The sequence below is a fragment of the Sporosarcina saromensis genome, assembly GCF_033253735.1.
GTDB lineage: Bacteria > Bacillota > Bacilli > Bacillales_A > Planococcaceae > Sporosarcina > Sporosarcina saromensis.
The window spans coordinates 196,364-215,969 of record NZ_JAUBDI010000003.1 but is presented as its reverse complement, the minus strand read 5'-3'; the positions used below and the strand labels follow the sequence as shown (position 1 = coordinate 215,969).

The window sequence follows — 19,606 nt, the reverse complement described above, 5'->3', positions numbered from 1 at the left end:
TTCTATATTGTTTCCATCCTCGTTCATGTCGACAGCAATTAGCATAAGGATACCATACAAGCCATCCTATTTCATTGGCACATCCAGACATAAAATTGCCAGTAACCATTTAGGGCTACTGACAAATAGACATGCGCTTCACAACCGTGCAAGCAACTCACTTTTATTGATTTTCCCGACATGGGTTTTCGGCAATTCGGGTACGACGATAACTTCTTTTGGAATCTTGTATGCAGCCAATTTATGTTTGCAATGCGACAAGAGCGATTCTCGGTCAACTTCCACCTCATCATAAACAGCCACGAATGCGACGACTTTTTCGCCCCAGACGTCATCTGACATCCCAACTACAGCCACTTCCCGAATTCCATCAAAAGTGATCAAACACTGTTCGACTTCTTGTGGATAGACGTTTTCACCGCCTGTAATAATCATATCTTTTTTTCGGCCGACAATATATGTATCACCGTCTGCATCCACTTTTGCCAAATCACCCGTCCGTATCCAGCCATTTTGAATCGTTTCTGACGTTTGCGTGGGATTGTTCCAATAACCACTGAACATGTGTGGCCCTTTCACGAAAAGTTCACCAATCTCACCGGGAGCACAACGGTTACCCTTCTCATCTCGCACAACTGTCTCGTTAAAAAGCATGCTCTTGCCGACCGAACCAATTTTTCGAGCAGCATCTTCCGGTCGGATGAAAAAGTTGTTCGGCCCTGCCTCAGTCAAACCGTATCCTTCTTTAAAACACAATCCTTTTTTATGGAATGCACGATAGACGGTTTCAGGACAAGGTGCTCCACCCGATAGAAAACAATCCATGGTCGGAAAGGAAGCATGCTTGAAATAATCCGTCTGCATCATCATTTGATACATCGTTGGCACGAACAACGATATGGTTGCTTCATAGTGATTCGTGGCACGTAAAGCTTCTTCGGCATCGAATTGGTGGCCGATCGCAACCGTTCCACCAGCCATGAACAAAGGAATACTTAATGCGTTTAATCCACCTGTATGAAACAACGGCATGTAATTGATCGTCACATCGTTTTCTGTTAATCCCCATGTAGAAATTGTATTTAACGCATTCCAGTTAATGGCTGAATAGGAGAGAACGACGCCTTTAGGTGCACCGGTCGTACCGCCTGTATAAATGATCATCCACGGATCTTCAGCTTGATTAAGTACATGCGGGATCCAATCATTCGTGTTCGGCACTTGCTCAACGATCGTTAACCGATGTGCCTCATTCACCTTTAACTGTTGAACGGTGGCTTCGAACCCCTCATCGTATAGCGTAAGAATCGGTTTACAATCGTCCAAAACACCTTGTAACTCTGCTTGGCTCAATCGCCAGTTCAATGGCACGTAGATTAAACCGACTTGCTCACATGCAAACAAAATGGCAAACAACTCAGGCTTATTCGGTGAATAAACAGCAATCCGTTCACCCTTCGTGAACCCTTTCGCATGGAAAAAGGAAGCCCATCGATCAATCCGATTTTGTAACACGCCATACGACACGCGTTCACCTGTGTGAATATCTATCAAAGCAATGTGTTCAGTTGATAACGCTGTTCTTTCAATGATCCAGTTACACGTATGAAACATTGGACTTCCTCCTTCCATTACATCATGATGCCGCCATCCACGTGTAGCACATGCCCATGTACATAATCCGATTCATTGCTTGCTAAAAACAAATACGCATTTGCAATGTCTTCCGGCTTGCCAAGTCGTTGCAGTGAAACAGCAGACGCCATTTGGTCGATCACTTTCTCAGGCATCTTCTTCACCATTGCCGTCGCAGTAAAGCCAGGCGCGACCGCATTGACATTAATGCCCTTGCGTCCAAATTCCTTTGCCCACGTTTTCGTCATGCCGATGACTGCCGCTTTCGTCGCCGCGTAATTCGTCTGTCCGAAGTTCCCATAGACGCCACTGACAGAAGACGTATTAATGATTTTCCCTGCACCCGCTTCAATCATTTTCGGAACAACCGCTTGCGTGCAGTTAAAAACTCCTGTCAAATTCACATCCAGCACGCGTTGAAAATCTGCCGGATCCATTTTCAACAATGTTGCATCATTTGTAATGCCCGCATTGTTAATTAACACATCAATTTTGCCGAAGCGAGCAATCGTTTCTTCCACTAATCGTGCGACACTGTCGCGATCCACTACATTCACTTGGCAAAACGTTACGTCATAGCCCTTTTCCTTACAAGCCGCAACTTGTTCCGTCCCAGCTGTTTCATCAAAATCTGCCATCATGACAGAAGCCCCTTCTTCAGCGAACCTTTGACAAGCAGCAAGGCCGATTCCGTTTGCACCACCTGTAATAATTGCTACTTTCCCTTGTAGTCGCATGTTGCCATCTCCTTAATCTAAAAACGTTTCAATGGTTTTTGTTAACGTATCTATATCATCGACGAGTGGAGAATGCCCCATATCCGTTAAAGCGATAAATTGCGCATTGTCTCCGAAATCTTCCATTATTTCATTCGTCATTTGTTCCGTCACCACATAATCTCTATCGCCTCTTAAAACAAGTGTCGGTATTTGAATGTCCTTCACTTGATTTGACCCTTCTGTTACGCCATTATGCATTGAACTGATGTTGAATGTATTTAATGCATAATACACATCTGCCAAATTTCGCTGTGTCAACATATCGTCAACGTACTCCTCGTACTTCTCTGCGTCTGGCGTGTTGTGCGTATAGATTAACGCATTCCAAACTGCTGTTAACCCTTCTCGATTGGCAGAATCGTACAAGCCTTGAATCGCTTTTGTTTTTCCAGCGTCCTGTTCGACATCTTCAAGTGAAACTAACCGTCGTTCTAAATTTGGACTGCCGTCTTCATTCGTACCGAAAAACGGATAACCGCGTGTCGAAGCAGAAGCGAGTAAGACGAGTTTTTCACACTTTCCTGGATGATCCGCGACATATTGCATCGCTACTGCACCGCCTGTCGACCAGCCAACCATGTCGAATTTCTCCAAGTTCAGCGCTTCAATTACATGATGCACGTCCTCCGAGAAGTCTCTTATACTCGTAATCCGTTCATGATACGTAGACTCCCCGAATCCACGCAGATCTGGTGCAACTACCGTAAACTTGTCGTCCAACTTTTCCATGAGCATATCCCAATGTTTGGAAGACGTCATATTGCCGTGGACGAGTACGACAACTCGCTCACCGCCAGCGCGTTCACGATACGCAATCTGTTCCCCATTTGCCAAAGCGACTTTTTTCAATTCCATCATTTCTCTCCTCCCCATTTCACAGTGACTGCCCCCCAAGCATACCCGATTCCGGCACTGACAAGAACTGTAATGTCTCCATCTTTTAGTTTGCCAGCTTGTTGAGCGAGCTCCAATGAAAGGATTTGATCCATCTGGCCGATATGACCGTACTCGTGCAAGTAGATTGATTGTTCATCCGCTAGACCGAGTTCTCGCAACACATAGTCATGAGCAGACCGCTTCATATGCAAAATGGCCAAATAATCGAGGTCCTTTTCGTGATACCCGCTCTTTTGCAATGAACTGCGAATCACTTTTAAGAAGTTTTGCATGGATTTCTGTTCAAGCCGCTCTTTCATGCCGACCGGATCTAACACATCCAATCGATACAAGCCATTCGCCAAATCAGCCGGTGTCAACGGTTGCTTCGTACCACCAATCGGCACGACGACATCTTCTGAAAATGACCCATCTGTCATAATTTCTGCTTCTAAAATGAGGTTTGTCGGGTGATCGCGGCGAAGTATCATTGCGGCGCCACCAGCACCTAAATTGAACATGAAGCGCGTACGTTCATTTTCATAATCGATAAAATCGCCATTTCGATAACCGCCTGCCAACAAAATGGTCTGAATCGATGGATCAGACAACAGCAAACTTTTCGCGACCTTCATCGCCATAATCGTCGTTCCACAACGAAGTGCTACGTCAAATCCCCATGCATGATGGGCACCAATTTCTTCTTGGATCTTAATTGCTGCTGTCCATAATGGATATTCCTTATGTTCTTCACCAATGTAAATGATGACATCGATTTCTTTTGCATCAACGCCGCCTTTTCGCATCGCGTCCTGCGCAGCCCATACAGCCATTGCAACCGTATGATCTTGTTCACCTGGAATCGGCTTTTCCGTAATGCCCATCTTCGTTTTCACAACTTCAATCGGTAAATTCGCACGTTCAGCAATTTCCTCTCCAGTCATTTTGGAAGAAGGAATATACATGCCTGTACTGACAATCCCGACAGTCATCCTAATCCCTCCTTCTTCGTGACCGGTTTCACTTCACTCTTCTTCGACTGCCTTTTCCACATTTTTTCGCGTATCGTACCAACGACACCTCTCGGGAAGAAGATAACCGCTAAAATATAAATGATGCCGAAGAAAATGATCCATCGTTCAAAAATCGGATACTCTTTTGCAAGGCCTGACAAATAATGTTGCGTTAACTCAATAATGCCCGCACCGACAATCGGGCCGATCAATGTACCGACACCACCGATGATTGTCATAAGCAACGCGTCCAACGTAATGTCCATTGCGAGCACACTCGTATTGACAAACCGTAAAGAAACGGCATATAACGAACCTGCCAAACTCGCAATTACCCCAGCAACGACCGATGCAATCACTTTGTAATGTAATGGGTTAAAACCGAGTGATTGTGTCCGTTGTTCATTCTCACGAACCGCAACAAGCACACGCCCAAACGGCGAATTGACAAATCGGCGTAAACAAATATACACAAGCACCAACATAGCGAGCACTAAGAAATAAAACATCATACGGTCTTTGAAAAATTCTGGGGCTTTAAACGTAAAGCCGTCATTCCCATACGTTAACGTTCGCCACTTTTCAGCAAGCACCAAAAACAAGCCCGATACGGCGAGTGTAAGCATTGCAAAGAAGTGACTCTTCAACCGCAATGTCAACAAACCGATAAAAAAACTGACAACGCCTGCCAACAACATGCCAACCCCCATTGACAGGAAGAAAATGCCCATCGTTGGCTCTGCTTTTTTCATCATAATGGCTGTCGTATAAGCACCCATCCCGAAAAACATCGCATGCCCGAACGATACGATTCCTGTGTAACCAAGCAAAATATCGTAACTCATTGCTAGAATCGAAAAGATGAAGATTTGGGTCAATAAGATCGTCCACGTCCTGGAATCCGATACGAACGGGAAGATGACAAGTGCCAAAACGCCAACGCCAAGTAAATAGTTGTTCCATTGAAATTTCTGTTTCATGCCGTCACCCCTTTGCCGTAAATAGCCCTTGCGGACGGAATATTAATACGATCGCCATGAGCATCATATTGACCGCAAGTGAAAGTGCCGGAACGTAATAAGCCATATAACTTCCTGCCAAACCAACAAGAATCGCTGCCAGCAATGAACCCGGAAAGCTCCCCATTCCGCCGATAACAACGACGATGAAAGCCAAAATCGCAAATTCAAACCCCATCTCTGCATACACAACACCTGAATACGGTGCCATTAACGCTCCTCCTAAAGCCGCAAGTGCAGCCCCAGCCATGAACACATACAAGAACACGCGTTTAATGTTAATGCCGAGTGCTTGCACCATCTCTTTGTTCATAACCCCTGCACGAACAATGAGACCAATTTTCGTTTTTTGTAACATGTACTGAAACAAACCAAAAATGACAAAGCCGACGATGATGATGAACAGTCGGTATTTAATAATAAGGACATCCCCAAACTCCCAACTTCCCGCTAAATAAGGCGGTACTTTCGCCGCGATTTGATTGGGCCCCCATACAACTTTCAGCAATTCCGTCAACACGAGCATGAACCCGAGAGTAATAAGGATTTGTTGAACGTGATTGCCATACACGGGTGTAATGATAAGCTTTTCTGTAATAAACCCTAGAACGATTCCAGTAATTATTGCACCGACAATGCCCAGCACGAAACTATCCGTCAATGCGTAAAACCACACACCCGAATAGGCTCCCCAAGCAAACAAGCCGCCATGTGCAAAGTTCAGTACACTCATCAAGCCAAAAATCAACGTCAATCCGGAAGCGAGAAGAAAAATGAGCATCCCAGTAGCTAAACCATTTATCGTCAAATTGATTAGTAACTCCATCGTTCCGCCTCCTTCATCCAATCCCTAAATATTTGCGTTTCACTTCTTCATCATGAATCAGTTCTTTCATTGCGCCCGTTTGCACAGTCGCTCCGTCATCGATCAACGTGTAACGATCCCCTATTCGACTCGCCATGATGAAATTCTGTTCAACGAGGACAATCGTCGTCTTCTTTTTCATTTCCATAATGGCTTCCATCACTTTTTCAATGACAATCGGAGCGAGCCCTTTCGATGGTTCATCGATCAGCAGCAGTTTGTTTTCATGGACAAACGCTCGCGCCATCGCCAACATTTGTTTTTGCCCACCTGACAAGTGCCCGCCGTCTTTCTTCCAATACGTTTTAAGATCCGGGAATAACTCAAGGACATATTCTTGTCTCGCCAACGTTGCGTCGTCCTCTTTTCGCATCGCAACTTTCATATTTTCTTCGACCGTTAACTCACCGAAGATCCCCTGGTCTTCCGGCACGTAACCGATGCCTGAATTCGCAATGTCGTATGTAGCCCGTTTCGTAATGTCCCGTTCGTCAAACGTGACACTTCCTTTTGAAGCTGGCGTCAATCCCATAATTGTTTTCAATGTCGTTGTTTTCCCAGCTCCATTCCGACCAAGCAAAACACTTACTTCCCCAACGCGTGCTTCAAACGAAATGCCTTGCAAAATATGGTACTGCCCAATATGCGTATGGATATCGTCAACTTTCAACAGCGTTTTCATCATAGAGACCTCCTAAATACGCATTTTGCACGGTTTCGTTGTCCATAATTTCTTGCGGACTGCCATCAGCAAGCAATTTGCCGTTAAACAGCACCATGATTGAATCCGACAAGTCTAGAATCATGTCCATCTTGTGCTCAATTAATAAAATCGTCTTGTCGCCTTTTTGTTTAATTTTCTTAATGACGTCCAAAATAGCCGGCACTTCTTCAAGTGACATCCCTGCCGTCGGTTCATCCAGCAACAATACTTCGGTATCGAGTGCTAACAACATCGCAATCTCCAATTTCCGCTTTTCCCCATGAGACAATTGGCTCGCAATTGCGTGCTCCCTACCTTGTAACAACACGAGATCGATGAGCTGTTGTGCTTCTTCCATTAACGACTTGTAATGAAAGAAGTGGCGAGTCATCTGGTACCGGATATTCTTTTTGGATTGCACAGCAAGCCGAACGTTTTCAAGCACCGTCAAATTCGGAAAGACGTTTGTAATTTGAAAGGAACGGCCAAGTCCTAGACGTGTGCGTGCAACTGCAGACATCGTTGTAATCCGTTTTCCTTTAAAGAACACTTCGCCTTCTGTCGGTTTTAATTCACCACTCAGTAAATTAAAAAACGTCGTCTTGCCCGCACCATTTGGGCCAATAATTGATTTTAATTGTCGCGCAGGCATTTCAAAACTGACGTTGGAAACTGCTGTATGTCCGCCGAAACGGATCGTTAACTGATCGGTCTTTAAAATTGGATCCATCTTTCCCTCTCCTCCCACCTGTTCCATCCTTCTCAATCGGATGAATGCACGGTTCATCCGATTGAGAAGGACAGTACGCGCACTGTCCTTCTTGTTTAGTTATTAATCGGTGGCTCCGTCTCATCCGGTGTAAGTTCTCGAATAAGAACTGGCACTGGATAAGGGACACCGTCTTGTTTTTCAAGCTTAATGGAATACAGGGATTGCATCGCTTGGTGGTCTTCTTCACGGAATGTCATCGTTCCTTTTGGTGTTTCAAATGACATTCCTTCCATAATGCTAATCAAGTTGTTGCCGTCCGCATCCCCTTCAGATTTCTTCAACGCTTCGACAATCGCAATCGCCGCTGACATGCCCCCGGGTGTAAATAAATCCGGAACTTCGCCATTAAAACGTTCTTTGTGTTCTTTCACGAGCCAGTCATTCACTTCATTGTCAGGAAGCGTATGGTAATAAACCGTGAACCCTTCCATGCCGATAAGTGGTTCCATCACAGAAAGTGCCGCGATATCCGGTGCACCTGTTGAAATCTTGATGCCTTTTTCCTGGAGCTTCAAATCTGCAATTTGATTCCAAGGGGAGTTGGCACCCGCCCATACGACATACAAGTAATCTGGATCTTCTTCAATAATTTTTTGAAGGTTGGATGTGAAGTCTGTAGCTGCAGGATCTGCAAACTCTTCAAGGACAACTTCAGCCCCTAAATCTTCAGCTGCTTTTTTAAACGCTGCGACGCCATCCCAACCGAAAGAATAATCCGGTGCAAACGTAGCAATCTTCACGCCCGGACCTGCAATAGCGGCAGCTCCAGCAACAGCATCTTGTGATGAGTTACGCGCTGTACGGAAGATAAACGGGTTGAATTCAGAACCTGTGATACTGTCCGCAACAGCCGGTTCAACGATCATAATTTTTTCATATTCTTCAGCAAGCGGAAGAACTGCCAATGTATCCCCTGAGCTAGAAGAACCGACGATGAAGTCCACTTCGTCTTCTTCTAATAGTTTCGTAGCTTTTTGTACAGCGACTTCTGGCTTTGTTTCTGTGTCTTCAAAGACGACTTCGATTTTCTTACCAGCGACTTCCATCGTTCCGCCTGTCGCATATTCAAGACCTAATTCGAAGCCTTGTTTTGTTTGCTTGCCGTACGCTTCAAGTGCTCCGGTCAAGGAAGCGAGGACACCGATTTTGATGGTACCTTGCACTTCTTCACCGTTATCGTCTCCAGTTGACGCTTCCGGTTTTTCCGTGTCTTCGTCAATGTTACAAGCGGCAAGGATGATGAGCATCATTGCGAGTAAAGAGAACAACCATAGCTTTTTCTTCAACGTGAACCCCTCTTTTCATGTCGTTTTTGTAACCGCTTTCTTTCTAGTTCTTACTGTAAAGGATGCGAGTTACATTTCAGTTACAAATCGAACCACGAAGGTGTTTCGATTTGCCGTATTTCTGCGAACTGTGCAGAGATTAAGGCAAGTCTAGTTTAAAAAAGATTTGATTAAAGAAAGGGATTGATGATGTTCAAATTAATTCCTTAGCAAGGAGATAGAAAAAAAGAAAAATACAATTCAATACATAACTACGAGATAAAGACGAGTCCAAAACTAGCAATGCCGCTAGCTATCTTTAGAATTGTTGGAACTTATATGATTTTAATTCGTAGAAGATGGTAAGAGGTTTGTCCGTTAAATTGGAGAGTTATGGTTGTAGACGTTCTTACTGAGAAAGGAGTGGTAAAGATGGATCAACAAAAGAAAGCCGTTGCGACGAAAGTATGGTCAGTGGGAGCAGTTGCATTGCTCATTGTTGCGTTTATGGTATTGACTACGAGTTACTTTAATACGAAAGAGATTAAACTCGCGAGTGAAGGGTGTTATGAGGTTGGCGGAAGTATTGTTTTGGAAATCCATAATTCTGTGACGAGCAGCTATTCGTTTGAGTGTAAGAAATGAGCAAGTCACGTACAATACAAATGAAATGACTATGTAGATTAGGTATGGGGGGTTGCATTTGTTAAGTGAACAGTTTTATGAAAGAGTAGGAGATTCAAGAACTGCATTTCTGTTACTCGCGGTATGCATCATCCTTTTCTATTCGGGAATTACATTCACGTTTGTAATACCAGGATTAAAAGGGTTTAACTTGTTCAGTATGAGTTTGACATTATTCCTATATTTCCTTGCGGCTAATATTTTTGCAGGCTTATTTTCAGATAAAGTTTGGGTTGTTTTTATGCTTTCCTTAATACTAAGCTCCATAGGAATGGGTTGGCGATTATGGCTTGAATGGGGAGAGTTTAGTTTAGTGGACCATATGCGTTTTTCAGTTTATTTTGGCTATCCTTTTGTTTGCGCAGTTGTTATTACAATGTTTTACTTCCTTAGCAATCATTCATTGAAACAAAAAACACATTGGAGTTAGTGAACTGAGGAGTTGAGAATTGCGGGAATTGAAATGGAGAAGCTTTTCATTATTTAAGATTGAACAAAGGACTGGGGGTGCATTATGAAAAGGTTTGTCTACAGTGTCATTACTTTTTTATTACTTATATCGTTGGCGGGTTGCCAAGGAAGCGGTCGTAATCTAAGCGATTATGACGATGAGGACATTGCTGCGATTGTGAATGGACAAGAAATTACGATTGGCGATTTACGTTTTATGTATGAAGACGAAAAAGTAATAGGAAACATCGAAGGGGCTGTGAAACTCGAGTTATTGCTTCAAGAAGCTAAAGAAATGAAGGTAGACGTTTCTAAGGATATTGCTTCCCAACAGGAAATGTTGTTGCAGCTACCACAACATGAAAACGATTCATTACGAGAATCTATACAAGTATTTATTACATCGCAAGCAAAGAAGTTAGGGATGAATGCTGAAGATTATTATTCAAAATATGTAGAACGTAGGAGTGAACAAATTGCCTATATACATGCATATGTCCGAGAAACCTTTGGTGATCCGGATAGTTTTGACGAAGTAGAGCTAAAGGAATTTGATAAGAAAAACAATGACTACCTAAATGAATTGATGGAAAAACATAGCGATCAAATTGAAATACTCATTAAATAATTCTAACCACAAATTCATTAATTCTCTACTCTCTGGACGATACATCAAACTGAAAAAACGTTTGTCGTATTGCTGTAAATATGTGTATAAATGAGGTGAATTTATTGCAAGTCAAAGGTCTAAATCATTTATTGTTTTCTGTTTCCGATTTAGAGAGTTCCATTCGGTTTTATGAAGATGTGTTTAATGCAAAACTGCTCGTTAAAGGAAAAAGTACTGCTTATTTTGATTTGAACGGACTGTGGTTAGCGCTTAATGAAGAGAAAGATATCCCACGAAATGAGATAAGCGAATCATATACAAATATTGCGTTTTCAATAGAAGAAGCTGAATTTTCGCATGCATATGAACTGTTGAAGAAGCTTGGTGTAACGATTCTTTCAGGACGACCTCGAGATGCTCGAGACAAAAAGTCGATTTATTTTACTGATCCTGATGGCCACAAGTTTGAATTTCATACAGGTACTTTGCAAGAAAGAATGGATTATTATAAGCAGGAGAAACCGCATATGTCGTTTTTCGAATGAACAACCTATGAATCTTTGATTGGAGAACAATGAGATGAACTACACGATTGATACCGTATTGGAGAGCAACGAGGATTTTTCGGCCTTTCTGAAAACGAAAATTAGAGAGTTTAATAATGAGCATTCGATCCATCATGAAAATAGTAGACAGCAAGGTGCAATACAACCTATCCATTTGATTGTAGGCGATGATGACGGCAATTGGATTGGTGGGATTGCAGCGGAAGTATATTGGAATTGGGTTGAAATCAATGACTTTTGGCTCCATCCAAATTTACGCGGCAATGGATTGGGCCGTTTATTATTACAAAGAGTCGAAGACATTGCCTATAAAAAGGGCGCAACTAAAGTACTGTTAACAACGTTTGATTTTCAAGCAAAAACATTTTATGAATTGCACGGGTATGTTGTCGTTGGAGAAGTGAAAGATTATCCACCGGGAAGTAGTTATTACACGATGGTGAAGTTACTGAACTAGATGATGAATAATTACTAAGCCAAAGCGGACGTTTTATAAGTCGCATCTTTTCAAGCTTTACTAAGACCAACCAATAATAGATGAAAGGTTGCTGATTAAGATTGGTATCAATAACCAAAATACCTATACAGCCCATAGCTAACTTACAAGAAGAGTTGAAACACATGACACCATTGTCAATCGCAATAGGACACGATAATGATGTTTACATCCTACTCGTAAATGAGCACCCACCATTAGTTAACGGTTCGTTCCCTGCAACGATTACTGAAGAAAGTTACTATTATCAAGTCATTTATGTGAAAGACGGACAGAAGACTGTGCTTCATTTACCAAATGAAACTTGGAATTATCATCACGTACAGCCCATTGATAACGATCATGTACTTCTGGTTTGTGCAAGATCTTACTATCATGATGCATCCAATATTGAAGAAAACGCTCGCGTCTATGATAAGAACGGTAGTTTCGTACGGTCATTTTGTTTAGGTGACGGCATCGGAAAAGTCTATGTTACTAAGGATCAAGAGATTTGGACTGGGTACTTTGATGAAGGTGTTTTCGGTAATTACGGATGGGAGAAACCAATTGGGCGTAGTGGTTTAGTCGGTTGGAATGCATCTGGAGTTCAAATCGACTCATTAGAAGATGATAAACAATATGCTATTTTTGAATGTTTGGCACTGAATGGTACAGCACACGGACAAATCATTTTTTTCTTCAGCATCGATGCAAAGTTTGGTATTCGAAAAGATAATCGGACAGAGTACTATTCAACCGAGGATATTGCTTTTAGAGGAGCGTTTGCAGTAAAAGGGGATAAAATTGTAGCACACCAGGGAATTAGTGGACGAATACTTTTTGAGCTCAAACGAATAGAAAATGAATTTAAGACTGTCCGAAAAATTGAGTTAATAAAACCAGACGGTCAACCCGTTATTCCACAATTAGTCAATAATCGTGAGGATAAATTGCTGTTTTTAGACGGAGATGAGTTGTATCTGTATGAAATGAAATCCGGAGATTGACGGAAGAAAGTAAAGAGCACAGGTGAGAACATATTGTGAAACTCTTATTCCGTTAAACAATTAATAGGCGAGGCTGGCGGTTCTCTATTTGTTTTGCTCGTTTTTATTGCATTACCCGGTTTTTGATGGGACAGGTTTGTTAAGCTATTGCTAACGTTTTTGTATGCGTGTTTACTCATTTTCATTAAACTGCAGGAAGCGGTAAGTAGGCTTCCTACAGTTCATTCATAATCATTTTATACATTTGCTCGGTTGTTTCCATCGGATTGATTGCGTACTCATTTCGTAATACTTCTTTACATTTATTGTACCACTTGATGGATTGAGGACGATTTTGCAGTTGGTAGTGGGCGTACATGAGCAAGCGGTAGGCTTCTTCCCATGTTGGGTCGATGCGTACGAGTTTTTCTGCCCATTCAATTGTTTTGTTGTATTGCTGCAGACGGGTGTAGGATTGCGCGATACGTTCGAGAACGAGAATGTATTGCTGTTCCATTTGTTCACGTTCCTGCACAATCCATTCGACCGTCATTTTTTCCTCGAAAAGTTTTCCTTTGTAGAGCGAAGCGGCTTTCAGCAAAGCTTCTACTACTTTCGATGCCGACTTTTCCGCTAATCCTCTCTCCATGTAGACTTTAAACCGTTCCACGTCTGTTTGTATGACCGCTTTCGGGTTCAATCGATACATCGTCTGTTTCCGTAGGACGAAAAAGGACGGTTCCCTTGCTGTCCGGTTCGGTTCCAGTACTTTTAAGAGTGCATTGAGGGCGACTTTGAAATCCCGATCAGCCGTTTTCTCTTCGACATCAGTCCATAACGCGAGCATGATTTCCTCTTTCGGGACAAATCGATTTTTATTGAGCAATAAATAAAGGAACAGTTCTTTTGCTTTGTCACGCTGCCACTTGCGTTCATGCACTTCCTCCATGCCTAGATGGACAGTAAAGGGTCCCAACATGTTGACATCCACTTTGTAACCTGGATGTGTTTGTACGTCTTGTAATTGGAGGACATGGATCGCATGCTGGACGCCGTCATGTTCAGGTAGTTGTTCTGCTGCTTGAAGAACGAGCGGATGCATCGATTGTCGATCAAATGGGCCAAAAATGGTGTCTGTTGTTACATAAAAATCGTATTTCTGTTCTGCAAGGAGTGTGAAGAAACGATTCGCGTAAGTTGAAAATGACTCGACAGTTCCAGCTACGCCATACATCTTCATGAACCAGAATGCGGTCAGCATTTCTCCATAACGATCACCACATTGTATTAATAGCACTTCAGCTTTTTTCAAGTGTTCTTCCGCAAAATCTTCCTGCTGTGCATACACATACACAATGGCCAATCCGATATGAATGAGGCCGGATAGCCAGCCGTCTTGAACGCGTTCCGTTTCCAGCAAGCCCGCTTTGCCATATTGAATCGCTTCCGAAAAATTTCCTTGCCTTGCCAATAAAATCGATAACCCCATATACGGCTCGGCATTTCCACGAGATACTTTCAAATCATCCATCTGTTCAATCGCCCGTAAATAATACGCTTTTGCAGTTTCCGTCTCACTCGCATCATGTAAAACTTTCGCGTGCCCCATCCGAATCCAACCAACCGCTTCGATGAACGCCGATTTTTCTTCTTCCCCTAATCGAATACCGTTTGCGGCACATTCCATTGCCAGCTCCGCTTGTCCCGTCATCGAATAAAGTAAGGATAACAGTACATCGGACTCTCGATGAGAATCCGGTAAATTAGAATTCTGTTCGCGTGTTGTCAGGATCGCTTGTGCTTCTGTCAATTTTCCCGTTCGCAATGCTATGCGGGCATCCAAGTTCCCTTCTTGTAAAATTTGTTGCTCCGCGATTTCACTGTTTACCCATTGTTCTGCCGCTTGCGCTTTGCCTAAGTTAACGAGATTCTCGGCGAATTGACGTTTAAGCCGCTCTTTTTCTAAACAAGTGGTCCGCTCGCTTTTTTCGGAATAGAAGATGGCATTTAATAAATGCGGGTCCGCTAAACCTGGCTGAATTGTATCCAAGTATATGTGCGCAATTCCAGCATGTGCTTTTCCGATATAGTAATCATCTTGCTGAACTGTCGCGTTGTCGATGCATTTTGTATAAGCGATACGTGCTTTTTCATAAAAAGCCCGGTAGCGGTGTGCTTCCCCTTCAAAGTAATAAATGGGATAATGCTTGTCTTTTATTGCCACGTCTAACGCCTTACATATATCAAGCAACCATTCAAATTGGCCGGATTGAATGAGAGCAGCTCCATTTTCGACAATGACTGCTCCGATGAAGTCCGCGTCCCCAGTCTTTACAGCATGTAAAATGGCTTGGTTCGCATCTCGTTCGTCAATAAAATAAGCGACTGCTTTTTTTTGGATGGTGACGTATTGAGACGGATCAATCGATTGCCATTTGCGTTCGAGAAATTGTTGGAACAGCGCATGGTAACGATAAGCCCCCTCACCAAGCGATTGAATGAATACGTGGCGGTTTGCAAGTTCACGTAACACAATGACTGCTTCCTCGCCATAAAAAGCGTCGATTACGTCTTCGGTAAACGTTTGGAACACGGAAAACGCAAGTGCACATTCCTGTTCGTGCGGTGTCATCCGGTTGAACACTTCTTCCGATAAATACGCGAATAGGTCTTGTAAGGCGGGTTTCATTTCAATGGAAAAGTCTTCGTTGGATCCTGTCAGATGGATGGCCAACAAGTTGACGGCGATCGCCCACCCTTCTGTCAATCGTATAATGGAAGCCGCCTCTTCCGTCGTTAACGGTTGGTGAAAATAATCTTCGTAAAACACGGAAACTTCCTCTTCAGAAAACAACAGATCTGCTTCTGTTAGTTCACATAACTGCCCCGACAACTTTAATTTCACGAGACTCGACCACCTCGGCCGCGTGCGTGATGCGATGACGAGGTGGACATGTGGCGGCAACAATGAAATAAGTTTCTCGAGGATATAATTAATTGTAAACACATGGTCGACGTGATGAAAATCATCGATGACGATAAACAACGGTGTTTCAATTTCACAAAGTGCATTCATAAATTTTGCGAGCCATTGCTCGATATCAACGTCTTTTGGCAGAACGACAGACTCTTCCCATTCCACAAGCGATCGATCCAATGCCGGATGGACTCTGCGAATACTATGTGTTAAATGGGTGAGGAACGGCAAGATGTCATCATCTTCTTGCGCAACAGAATACCAGCTAGACGCTGCTTTCAAATCATGAATGAACGCCGAAAGCCCGGAACTTTTTCCGTACCCCGCACCACTATGCACAAGCGTCAACTTTACGTACTCCGCTTGCCGCATCTTTTTTATGAATGAAGCTCTACGCATATACGTAGCAGCTGGCATAGGTGCCATAAGCTTCGATTGTATGACCGGTTTCACTTGCATTGGTATCGATCACCTGCTTTGCTGAATCTTTTAGTCTAGTTTAACATAAGAAGGTTCTGAATTGGTTGATAGTTGGAGAAATCGTGAAATGATGTGAGTGGTAAGGGAGAAGGTATGAGTTAATTTGAAAACGAAAAAACCACTGCGAACTCGCAATGGAAGAAGAGATTATTATTTAATTCGCTATCGCTTTTTTAAGGATTTTCATATCAATTTCTAACTCATCCAAGCGACCGTTTATACTGGCCATTTGCGGAATGTATTCACTCTTCATACCCATCTGTTCCCGCATTTCCACCATCTGTTGAGTGGGCTCAGCAACTTGTTGTGAAATTGACGTAAGTTTCGCATCCACTTCTGCAAATTTGTTTTTTGTATACGTCTCAAATTGGTCGAATCTTGATTCAAGGTTGTCGAATCTGGATTCAAGCACATCAAATCTGGATTCCAACTTGTCAAATCGGTCATACAGTGGTTGAATGGCTTCATGAATGCCAGACTGCAACATCTCTTTCAGTTCGATGTTCATCAGGTTCCCTCCCTTCAAAATTTTGTCCGACTTTCTTTATACTTATCATAGCATGTTTGAACGTGTTTATCCTTAGAATAAATCTACCATATACAGGAATATACGTTCTTATTTAAGTGTATCTTAAGTTAATTAATTGTCAACCTATTTAGGTATTTGATTGGATAGTAGAAATTCATAGGGTACTATTGCTACACTGTACATAACTAAAACGAATCGAGATGCTATAAGGAGATGTAACCAATTGAGAAAGCACCCTCAGCAATTATCATTTTTAGATGCAATTCAAGACGATGTGGAACAGCCGATTATTCAAGTACCACCCCATGAGAAAGGCAATTTTCCAGAGGATTTGATTACCGACTTTGAACGTTTTATAGACTATTGCCAACAACATAAGATTGCTTTGACGAAAACGAATGAATATATGACGCGGAAACACTTGGTTGCCCTCAATGATTTATTAAGTATAAAAGCACCACTTGCGACCGTCAATTCCGATCAAAAATCTTATCCTTACATTCACTTCCTTTATCACTTAGCGATTAGTGGTCGGCTTGTGCTCATTAAGCGAAACGCTACAAGTGCCTATCTTCTCAGCACCGATCGTATTGACCAATATAAACGTTTGACGCATAGTGAAAAATACTGTGCTCTACTAGAGATTTTCTGGGTGGATACAAATTGGCAAACGTTAACGACTGCTACGCCCGAAGCAACTCACGCTTATATTTTTGCTGCGCTACACCGAATTGGTCCTGGCATGCCTGTCTCGATTACACCCCCTAAAACGCCGTTTGGCCAAGAGATTAAATCATCGACTTGGAATTGGCATTATTTCTTACTGTACTTTGAGTGGTTCGGTTTATGGCAATGTGAAGACGATGTGGAACAGATTCAACAGTACTTTCGGAAAGACGCATACTTTGCGAAAAGCATCACTTTGACCAAATTAGGGACGGCAATCATGCCTATTCTCATTTTTGAAAGAAGTTTGGAAGCATGGAACATTGCTTATCGGAAACAAAACCACGAACCGGATTGGTTTCCTGGCGCGCCAACTGAAGACATTATTGGATTTTTCCTAAACGATGAGGATTACGACAAACTAGATGATTATTTATCAGTCGATCAAAGCGATCAACCGTTCCATCAACCTTTCATTCCACACTTTCCTGCAGGGGAATTAACAAACACCTTGCCTCGTGAACAGGAGCGTTATCAAGAAGGGACCTATACATTCAAAGTACTTTACGAGACCCGGGCATGGAGGAGACTCGTATTTAACGGCCAGTCGACAATGGATGATTTGCATCAACTCATCCTCCAATCATACGGCTTTGAAGATGAGCATTTATACAGTTTTTTCATGGACGGTAAAAAGTGGTCCCACAACTGCATTGGCTCTCCAAACGATGAGTTTGAACACACAGATGCTTCCTTAATCCGCATCGATACGCTCGGCTTACAAGTCGGCCAACGTTTTCTCTATGTGTATGATTTTGGAGCTGAATGGACATTTATCGTTGAAGTTGAGCAAATTGATAGGGAGCGAACAGATCCAATTGAACCGTTTGTGTTAGCGGAAAAAGGAGAAGGACCAGAGCAGTATTTTGATTGGGATGAGGATGACGAGTGGGAGTGATTGCTGTTTCTATAACTTATAGGTAATTAAGAGGTTAATGAATCTGTTGTAATCATACTAGAAAACGTCATGTTCCATGGCAACAGGCGTTTTCTATTTCAGAAAAAATGGTTAGTTCCATTAATAAAGCCGTTACTCTAGGCTTCTCTCCTAGATAACGGCTAGTAATTAACGAAACTGCAAAGTCTTTTTCACGTTGTTACAATACTTTTTTCAGTTTAACGACTTCAGCCTGCGTATCAAGCAAGCCTTTTGTAAACACATCCATCTTTGCATCGATTGTTTCAAGACGTTCATCTGTCTTTACCATCCAGTCCTTGATGCTGGCAACATCTTCTTTTAACGTAGCTACATCCTCTTTTAACGTGGCTACATCCGACTTCAAAAGACCTATTTCATCTTTGACTTCTTTGATGTCTGCCTTCCATTCATCTTTGTTTGCTTTTACTTGAGCAGATAACTCGAGAATAGCTTGTAAGATGACTTCTTGGGTGACAGCTTGGCTCATTTTCATTCCTCCCACTTTTTTAATGAATATATATGAAGATCTTTAGGTGTGATTGTCAAGAATCGACAGTTTTCATTCGATTCCTTCTCATTTTAACATAAAAACAGACTTCTGACGATATAATCTCCACTCTGCAAAATGACAAACCCTAACACTTTAGAGGGAGTGTTAACTGTGACACGGAAGATGTTTCCTATAAACGATAGATGTATACCGTTTCCAATCCTCTTCTAGATCCGACCAATCAACAATTTTCCACGGGTTAGTGAAAATCTGACCACTTTTATTAAAGAACAACACGCCATCAATGCAATAGGCAGCATGCTGAATAACGTCCTCATCATTCACCCAGACGACAACGTCTCCTCCTATAAATCGATCCTCCGTTTTAACGAACGCCGAGCGTTGCAAGTGAAGTGCAAACGTCTCAGGATGCACCCATTCATGGATGATCCATTCCTCCAATTCCGGCTCCGTACTCAATTAGCAGTTCAGTAAACCGCCGGCCATAGCCCTTTCGTTGATGCTGTGCATCGATTAAAAGCCGATCCATCCACAAATTCCGTCCGCCCCCACTGTCCAACAGCGCACCATACATCGCAAAACCGACTAACTGATTATCAGCATACAATCCAACTGGCCGAAACTCCGGCCACTCCTCAGCATCCTTCAAACACTCTGCAGGAGACTCGATAAAGCCTTGCTGTTCAACTGTGACTCGGAGAGACAGTATTTCTTCATGATTCTTTTTATCTACTTTTCGAATTTCGTAAATCATGCAATCATC

The 19,606-nt window shown here is 42.6% G+C and carries 21 protein-coding genes; 7 read left to right on the top strand and 14 right to left on the bottom strand.

From position 1 onward, the window contains the following. Positions 1-138 precede the first annotated feature (138 nt). The 9 genes from QT711_RS05495 to QT711_RS05455 form a co-directional block, all read right to left on the bottom strand. Positions 139-1,614 (bottom strand): class I adenylate-forming enzyme family protein, encoded by a 1,476-nt coding sequence (locus tag QT711_RS05495; RefSeq protein WP_317942509.1) that lies wholly within the window; start codon positions 1,612-1,614, stop codon positions 139-141. A 17-nt stretch (positions 1,615-1,631) separates the two neighbouring features. Next, on the bottom strand, positions 1,632-2,372 hold the full coding sequence (gene fabG / locus QT711_RS05490) for a 3-oxoacyl-ACP reductase FabG (protein ID WP_317942508.1): 741 nt from the start codon (positions 2,370-2,372) through the stop codon (positions 1,632-1,634). A 12-nt stretch (positions 2,373-2,384) separates the two neighbouring features. Continuing rightward, a complete protein-coding gene (phaZ, locus tag QT711_RS05485; RefSeq protein ID WP_317942617.1) occupies positions 2,385-3,269 on the bottom strand; it encodes an intracellular short-chain-length polyhydroxyalkanoate depolymerase in 885 nt (294 codons plus the stop codon). After that, complete coding sequence (locus QT711_RS05480; protein WP_317942507.1) at positions 3,269-4,282, bottom strand: 3-oxoacyl-ACP synthase; 1,014 nt, start codon at positions 4,280-4,282, stop codon at positions 3,269-3,271. Before QT711_RS05480 ends, phaZ begins: the two co-directional genes overlap by 1 nt. Further along, positions 4,279-5,283, bottom strand: a complete 1,005-nt coding sequence (locus tag QT711_RS05475) for a branched-chain amino acid ABC transporter permease (RefSeq protein ID WP_317942506.1) — start codon at positions 5,281-5,283, stop codon at positions 4,279-4,281. The genes QT711_RS05480 and QT711_RS05475 overlap by 4 nt, the downstream gene beginning before the upstream one ends. Positions 5,284-5,287: 4 nt before the next feature. Then, positions 5,288-6,148, bottom strand: a complete 861-nt coding sequence (locus tag QT711_RS05470; protein ID WP_317942505.1) for a branched-chain amino acid ABC transporter permease — start codon at positions 6,146-6,148, stop codon at positions 5,288-5,290. A gap of 13 nt (positions 6,149-6,161) precedes the next feature. Continuing rightward, positions 6,162-6,869, bottom strand: a complete 708-nt coding sequence (locus tag QT711_RS05465; protein ID WP_317942504.1) for an ABC transporter ATP-binding protein — start codon at positions 6,867-6,869, stop codon at positions 6,162-6,164. Next, entirely contained in the window at positions 6,847-7,620 is a 774-nt protein-coding gene (locus QT711_RS05460) for an ABC transporter ATP-binding protein (RefSeq protein WP_317942503.1), read from the bottom strand. Before QT711_RS05460 ends, QT711_RS05465 begins: the two co-directional genes overlap by 23 nt. Before the next feature lie 95 nt (positions 7,621-7,715). Continuing rightward, positions 7,716-8,912 (bottom strand): substrate-binding domain-containing protein, encoded by a 1,197-nt coding sequence (locus QT711_RS05455; protein WP_398295697.1) that lies wholly within the window; start codon positions 8,910-8,912, stop codon positions 7,716-7,718. Positions 8,913-9,359: 447 nt separating this feature from the next. Between QT711_RS05455 and QT711_RS05450 the strand changes: the two genes are divergently transcribed. The 6 genes from QT711_RS05450 to QT711_RS05425 all read left to right on the top strand — a co-directional run bounded on the left by QT711_RS05450 (position 9,360) and on the right by QT711_RS05425 (position 12,722). Continuing rightward, the gene (locus QT711_RS05450; protein ID WP_317942501.1) at positions 9,360-9,572 is read left to right on the top strand and encodes a hypothetical protein; all 213 of its coding nucleotides are present in this window, start codon (positions 9,360-9,362) and stop codon (positions 9,570-9,572) included. 58 nt (positions 9,573-9,630) lie between these two features. Further along, positions 9,631-10,041: an ABC transporter permease gene (locus tag QT711_RS05445; RefSeq protein WP_317942500.1), complete on the top strand. Its 411-nt coding sequence runs from the start codon at positions 9,631-9,633 to the stop codon at positions 10,039-10,041. Positions 10,042-10,125: 84 nt separating this feature from the next. Then, complete coding sequence (locus QT711_RS05440) at positions 10,126-10,689, top strand: hypothetical protein (RefSeq protein WP_317942499.1); 564 nt, start codon at positions 10,126-10,128, stop codon at positions 10,687-10,689. An 80-nt stretch (positions 10,690-10,769) separates the two neighbouring features. Continuing rightward, positions 10,770-11,216, top strand: a complete 447-nt coding sequence (fosM, locus tag QT711_RS05435; RefSeq protein ID WP_398295668.1) for a FosM family fosfomycin resistance protein — start codon at positions 10,770-10,772, stop codon at positions 11,214-11,216. Between the two features lie 34 nt (positions 11,217-11,250). Further along, positions 11,251-11,694 carry a GNAT family N-acetyltransferase gene (locus QT711_RS05430; RefSeq protein ID WP_317942498.1) on the top strand — a complete coding sequence of 148 codons (444 nt, stop codon included), beginning with the start codon at positions 11,251-11,253 and terminating at the stop codon, positions 11,692-11,694. Between the two features lie 164 nt (positions 11,695-11,858). After that, positions 11,859-12,722: a hypothetical protein gene (locus tag QT711_RS05425; RefSeq protein ID WP_317942497.1), complete on the top strand. Its 864-nt coding sequence runs from the start codon at positions 11,859-11,861 to the stop codon at positions 12,720-12,722. A gap of 214 nt (positions 12,723-12,936) precedes the next feature. Here QT711_RS05425 and QT711_RS05420 read toward each other — a convergent pair whose 3' ends face one another. After that, complete coding sequence (locus QT711_RS05420; RefSeq protein WP_317942496.1) at positions 12,937-16,137, bottom strand: BTAD domain-containing putative transcriptional regulator; 3,201 nt, start codon at positions 16,135-16,137, stop codon at positions 12,937-12,939. Between the two features lie 175 nt (positions 16,138-16,312). After that, positions 16,313-16,666, bottom strand: a complete 354-nt coding sequence (locus QT711_RS05415) for a hypothetical protein (protein ID WP_317942495.1) — start codon at positions 16,664-16,666, stop codon at positions 16,313-16,315. Positions 16,667-16,910: 244 nt separating this feature from the next. On the opposite strand from QT711_RS05415, the gene QT711_RS05410 reads away from it, so the two are divergent. Further along, positions 16,911-18,311, top strand: coding sequence for a plasmid pRiA4b ORF-3 family protein (locus QT711_RS05410; protein ID WP_317942494.1), 1,401 nt, complete (start codon positions 16,911-16,913; stop codon positions 18,309-18,311). Between the two features lie 199 nt (positions 18,312-18,510). Here the strand turns inward: QT711_RS05410 and QT711_RS05405 are convergent, their stop codons facing one another. From QT711_RS05405 to QT711_RS05395, 3 genes are all read right to left on the bottom strand, one after another. Further along, the gene (locus QT711_RS05405) at positions 18,511-18,819 is read right to left on the bottom strand and encodes a hypothetical protein (protein WP_317942493.1); all 309 of its coding nucleotides are present in this window, start codon (positions 18,817-18,819) and stop codon (positions 18,511-18,513) included. A gap of 168 nt (positions 18,820-18,987) precedes the next feature. Continuing rightward, positions 18,988-19,284, bottom strand: a complete 297-nt coding sequence (locus QT711_RS05400; RefSeq protein ID WP_317942492.1) for a hypothetical protein — start codon at positions 19,282-19,284, stop codon at positions 18,988-18,990. Further along, positions 19,262-19,597, bottom strand: coding sequence for a GNAT family N-acetyltransferase (locus tag QT711_RS05395; RefSeq protein ID WP_317942491.1), 336 nt, complete (start codon positions 19,595-19,597; stop codon positions 19,262-19,264). Before QT711_RS05395 ends, QT711_RS05400 begins: the two co-directional genes overlap by 23 nt. Positions 19,598-19,606 lie beyond the last annotated feature (9 nt).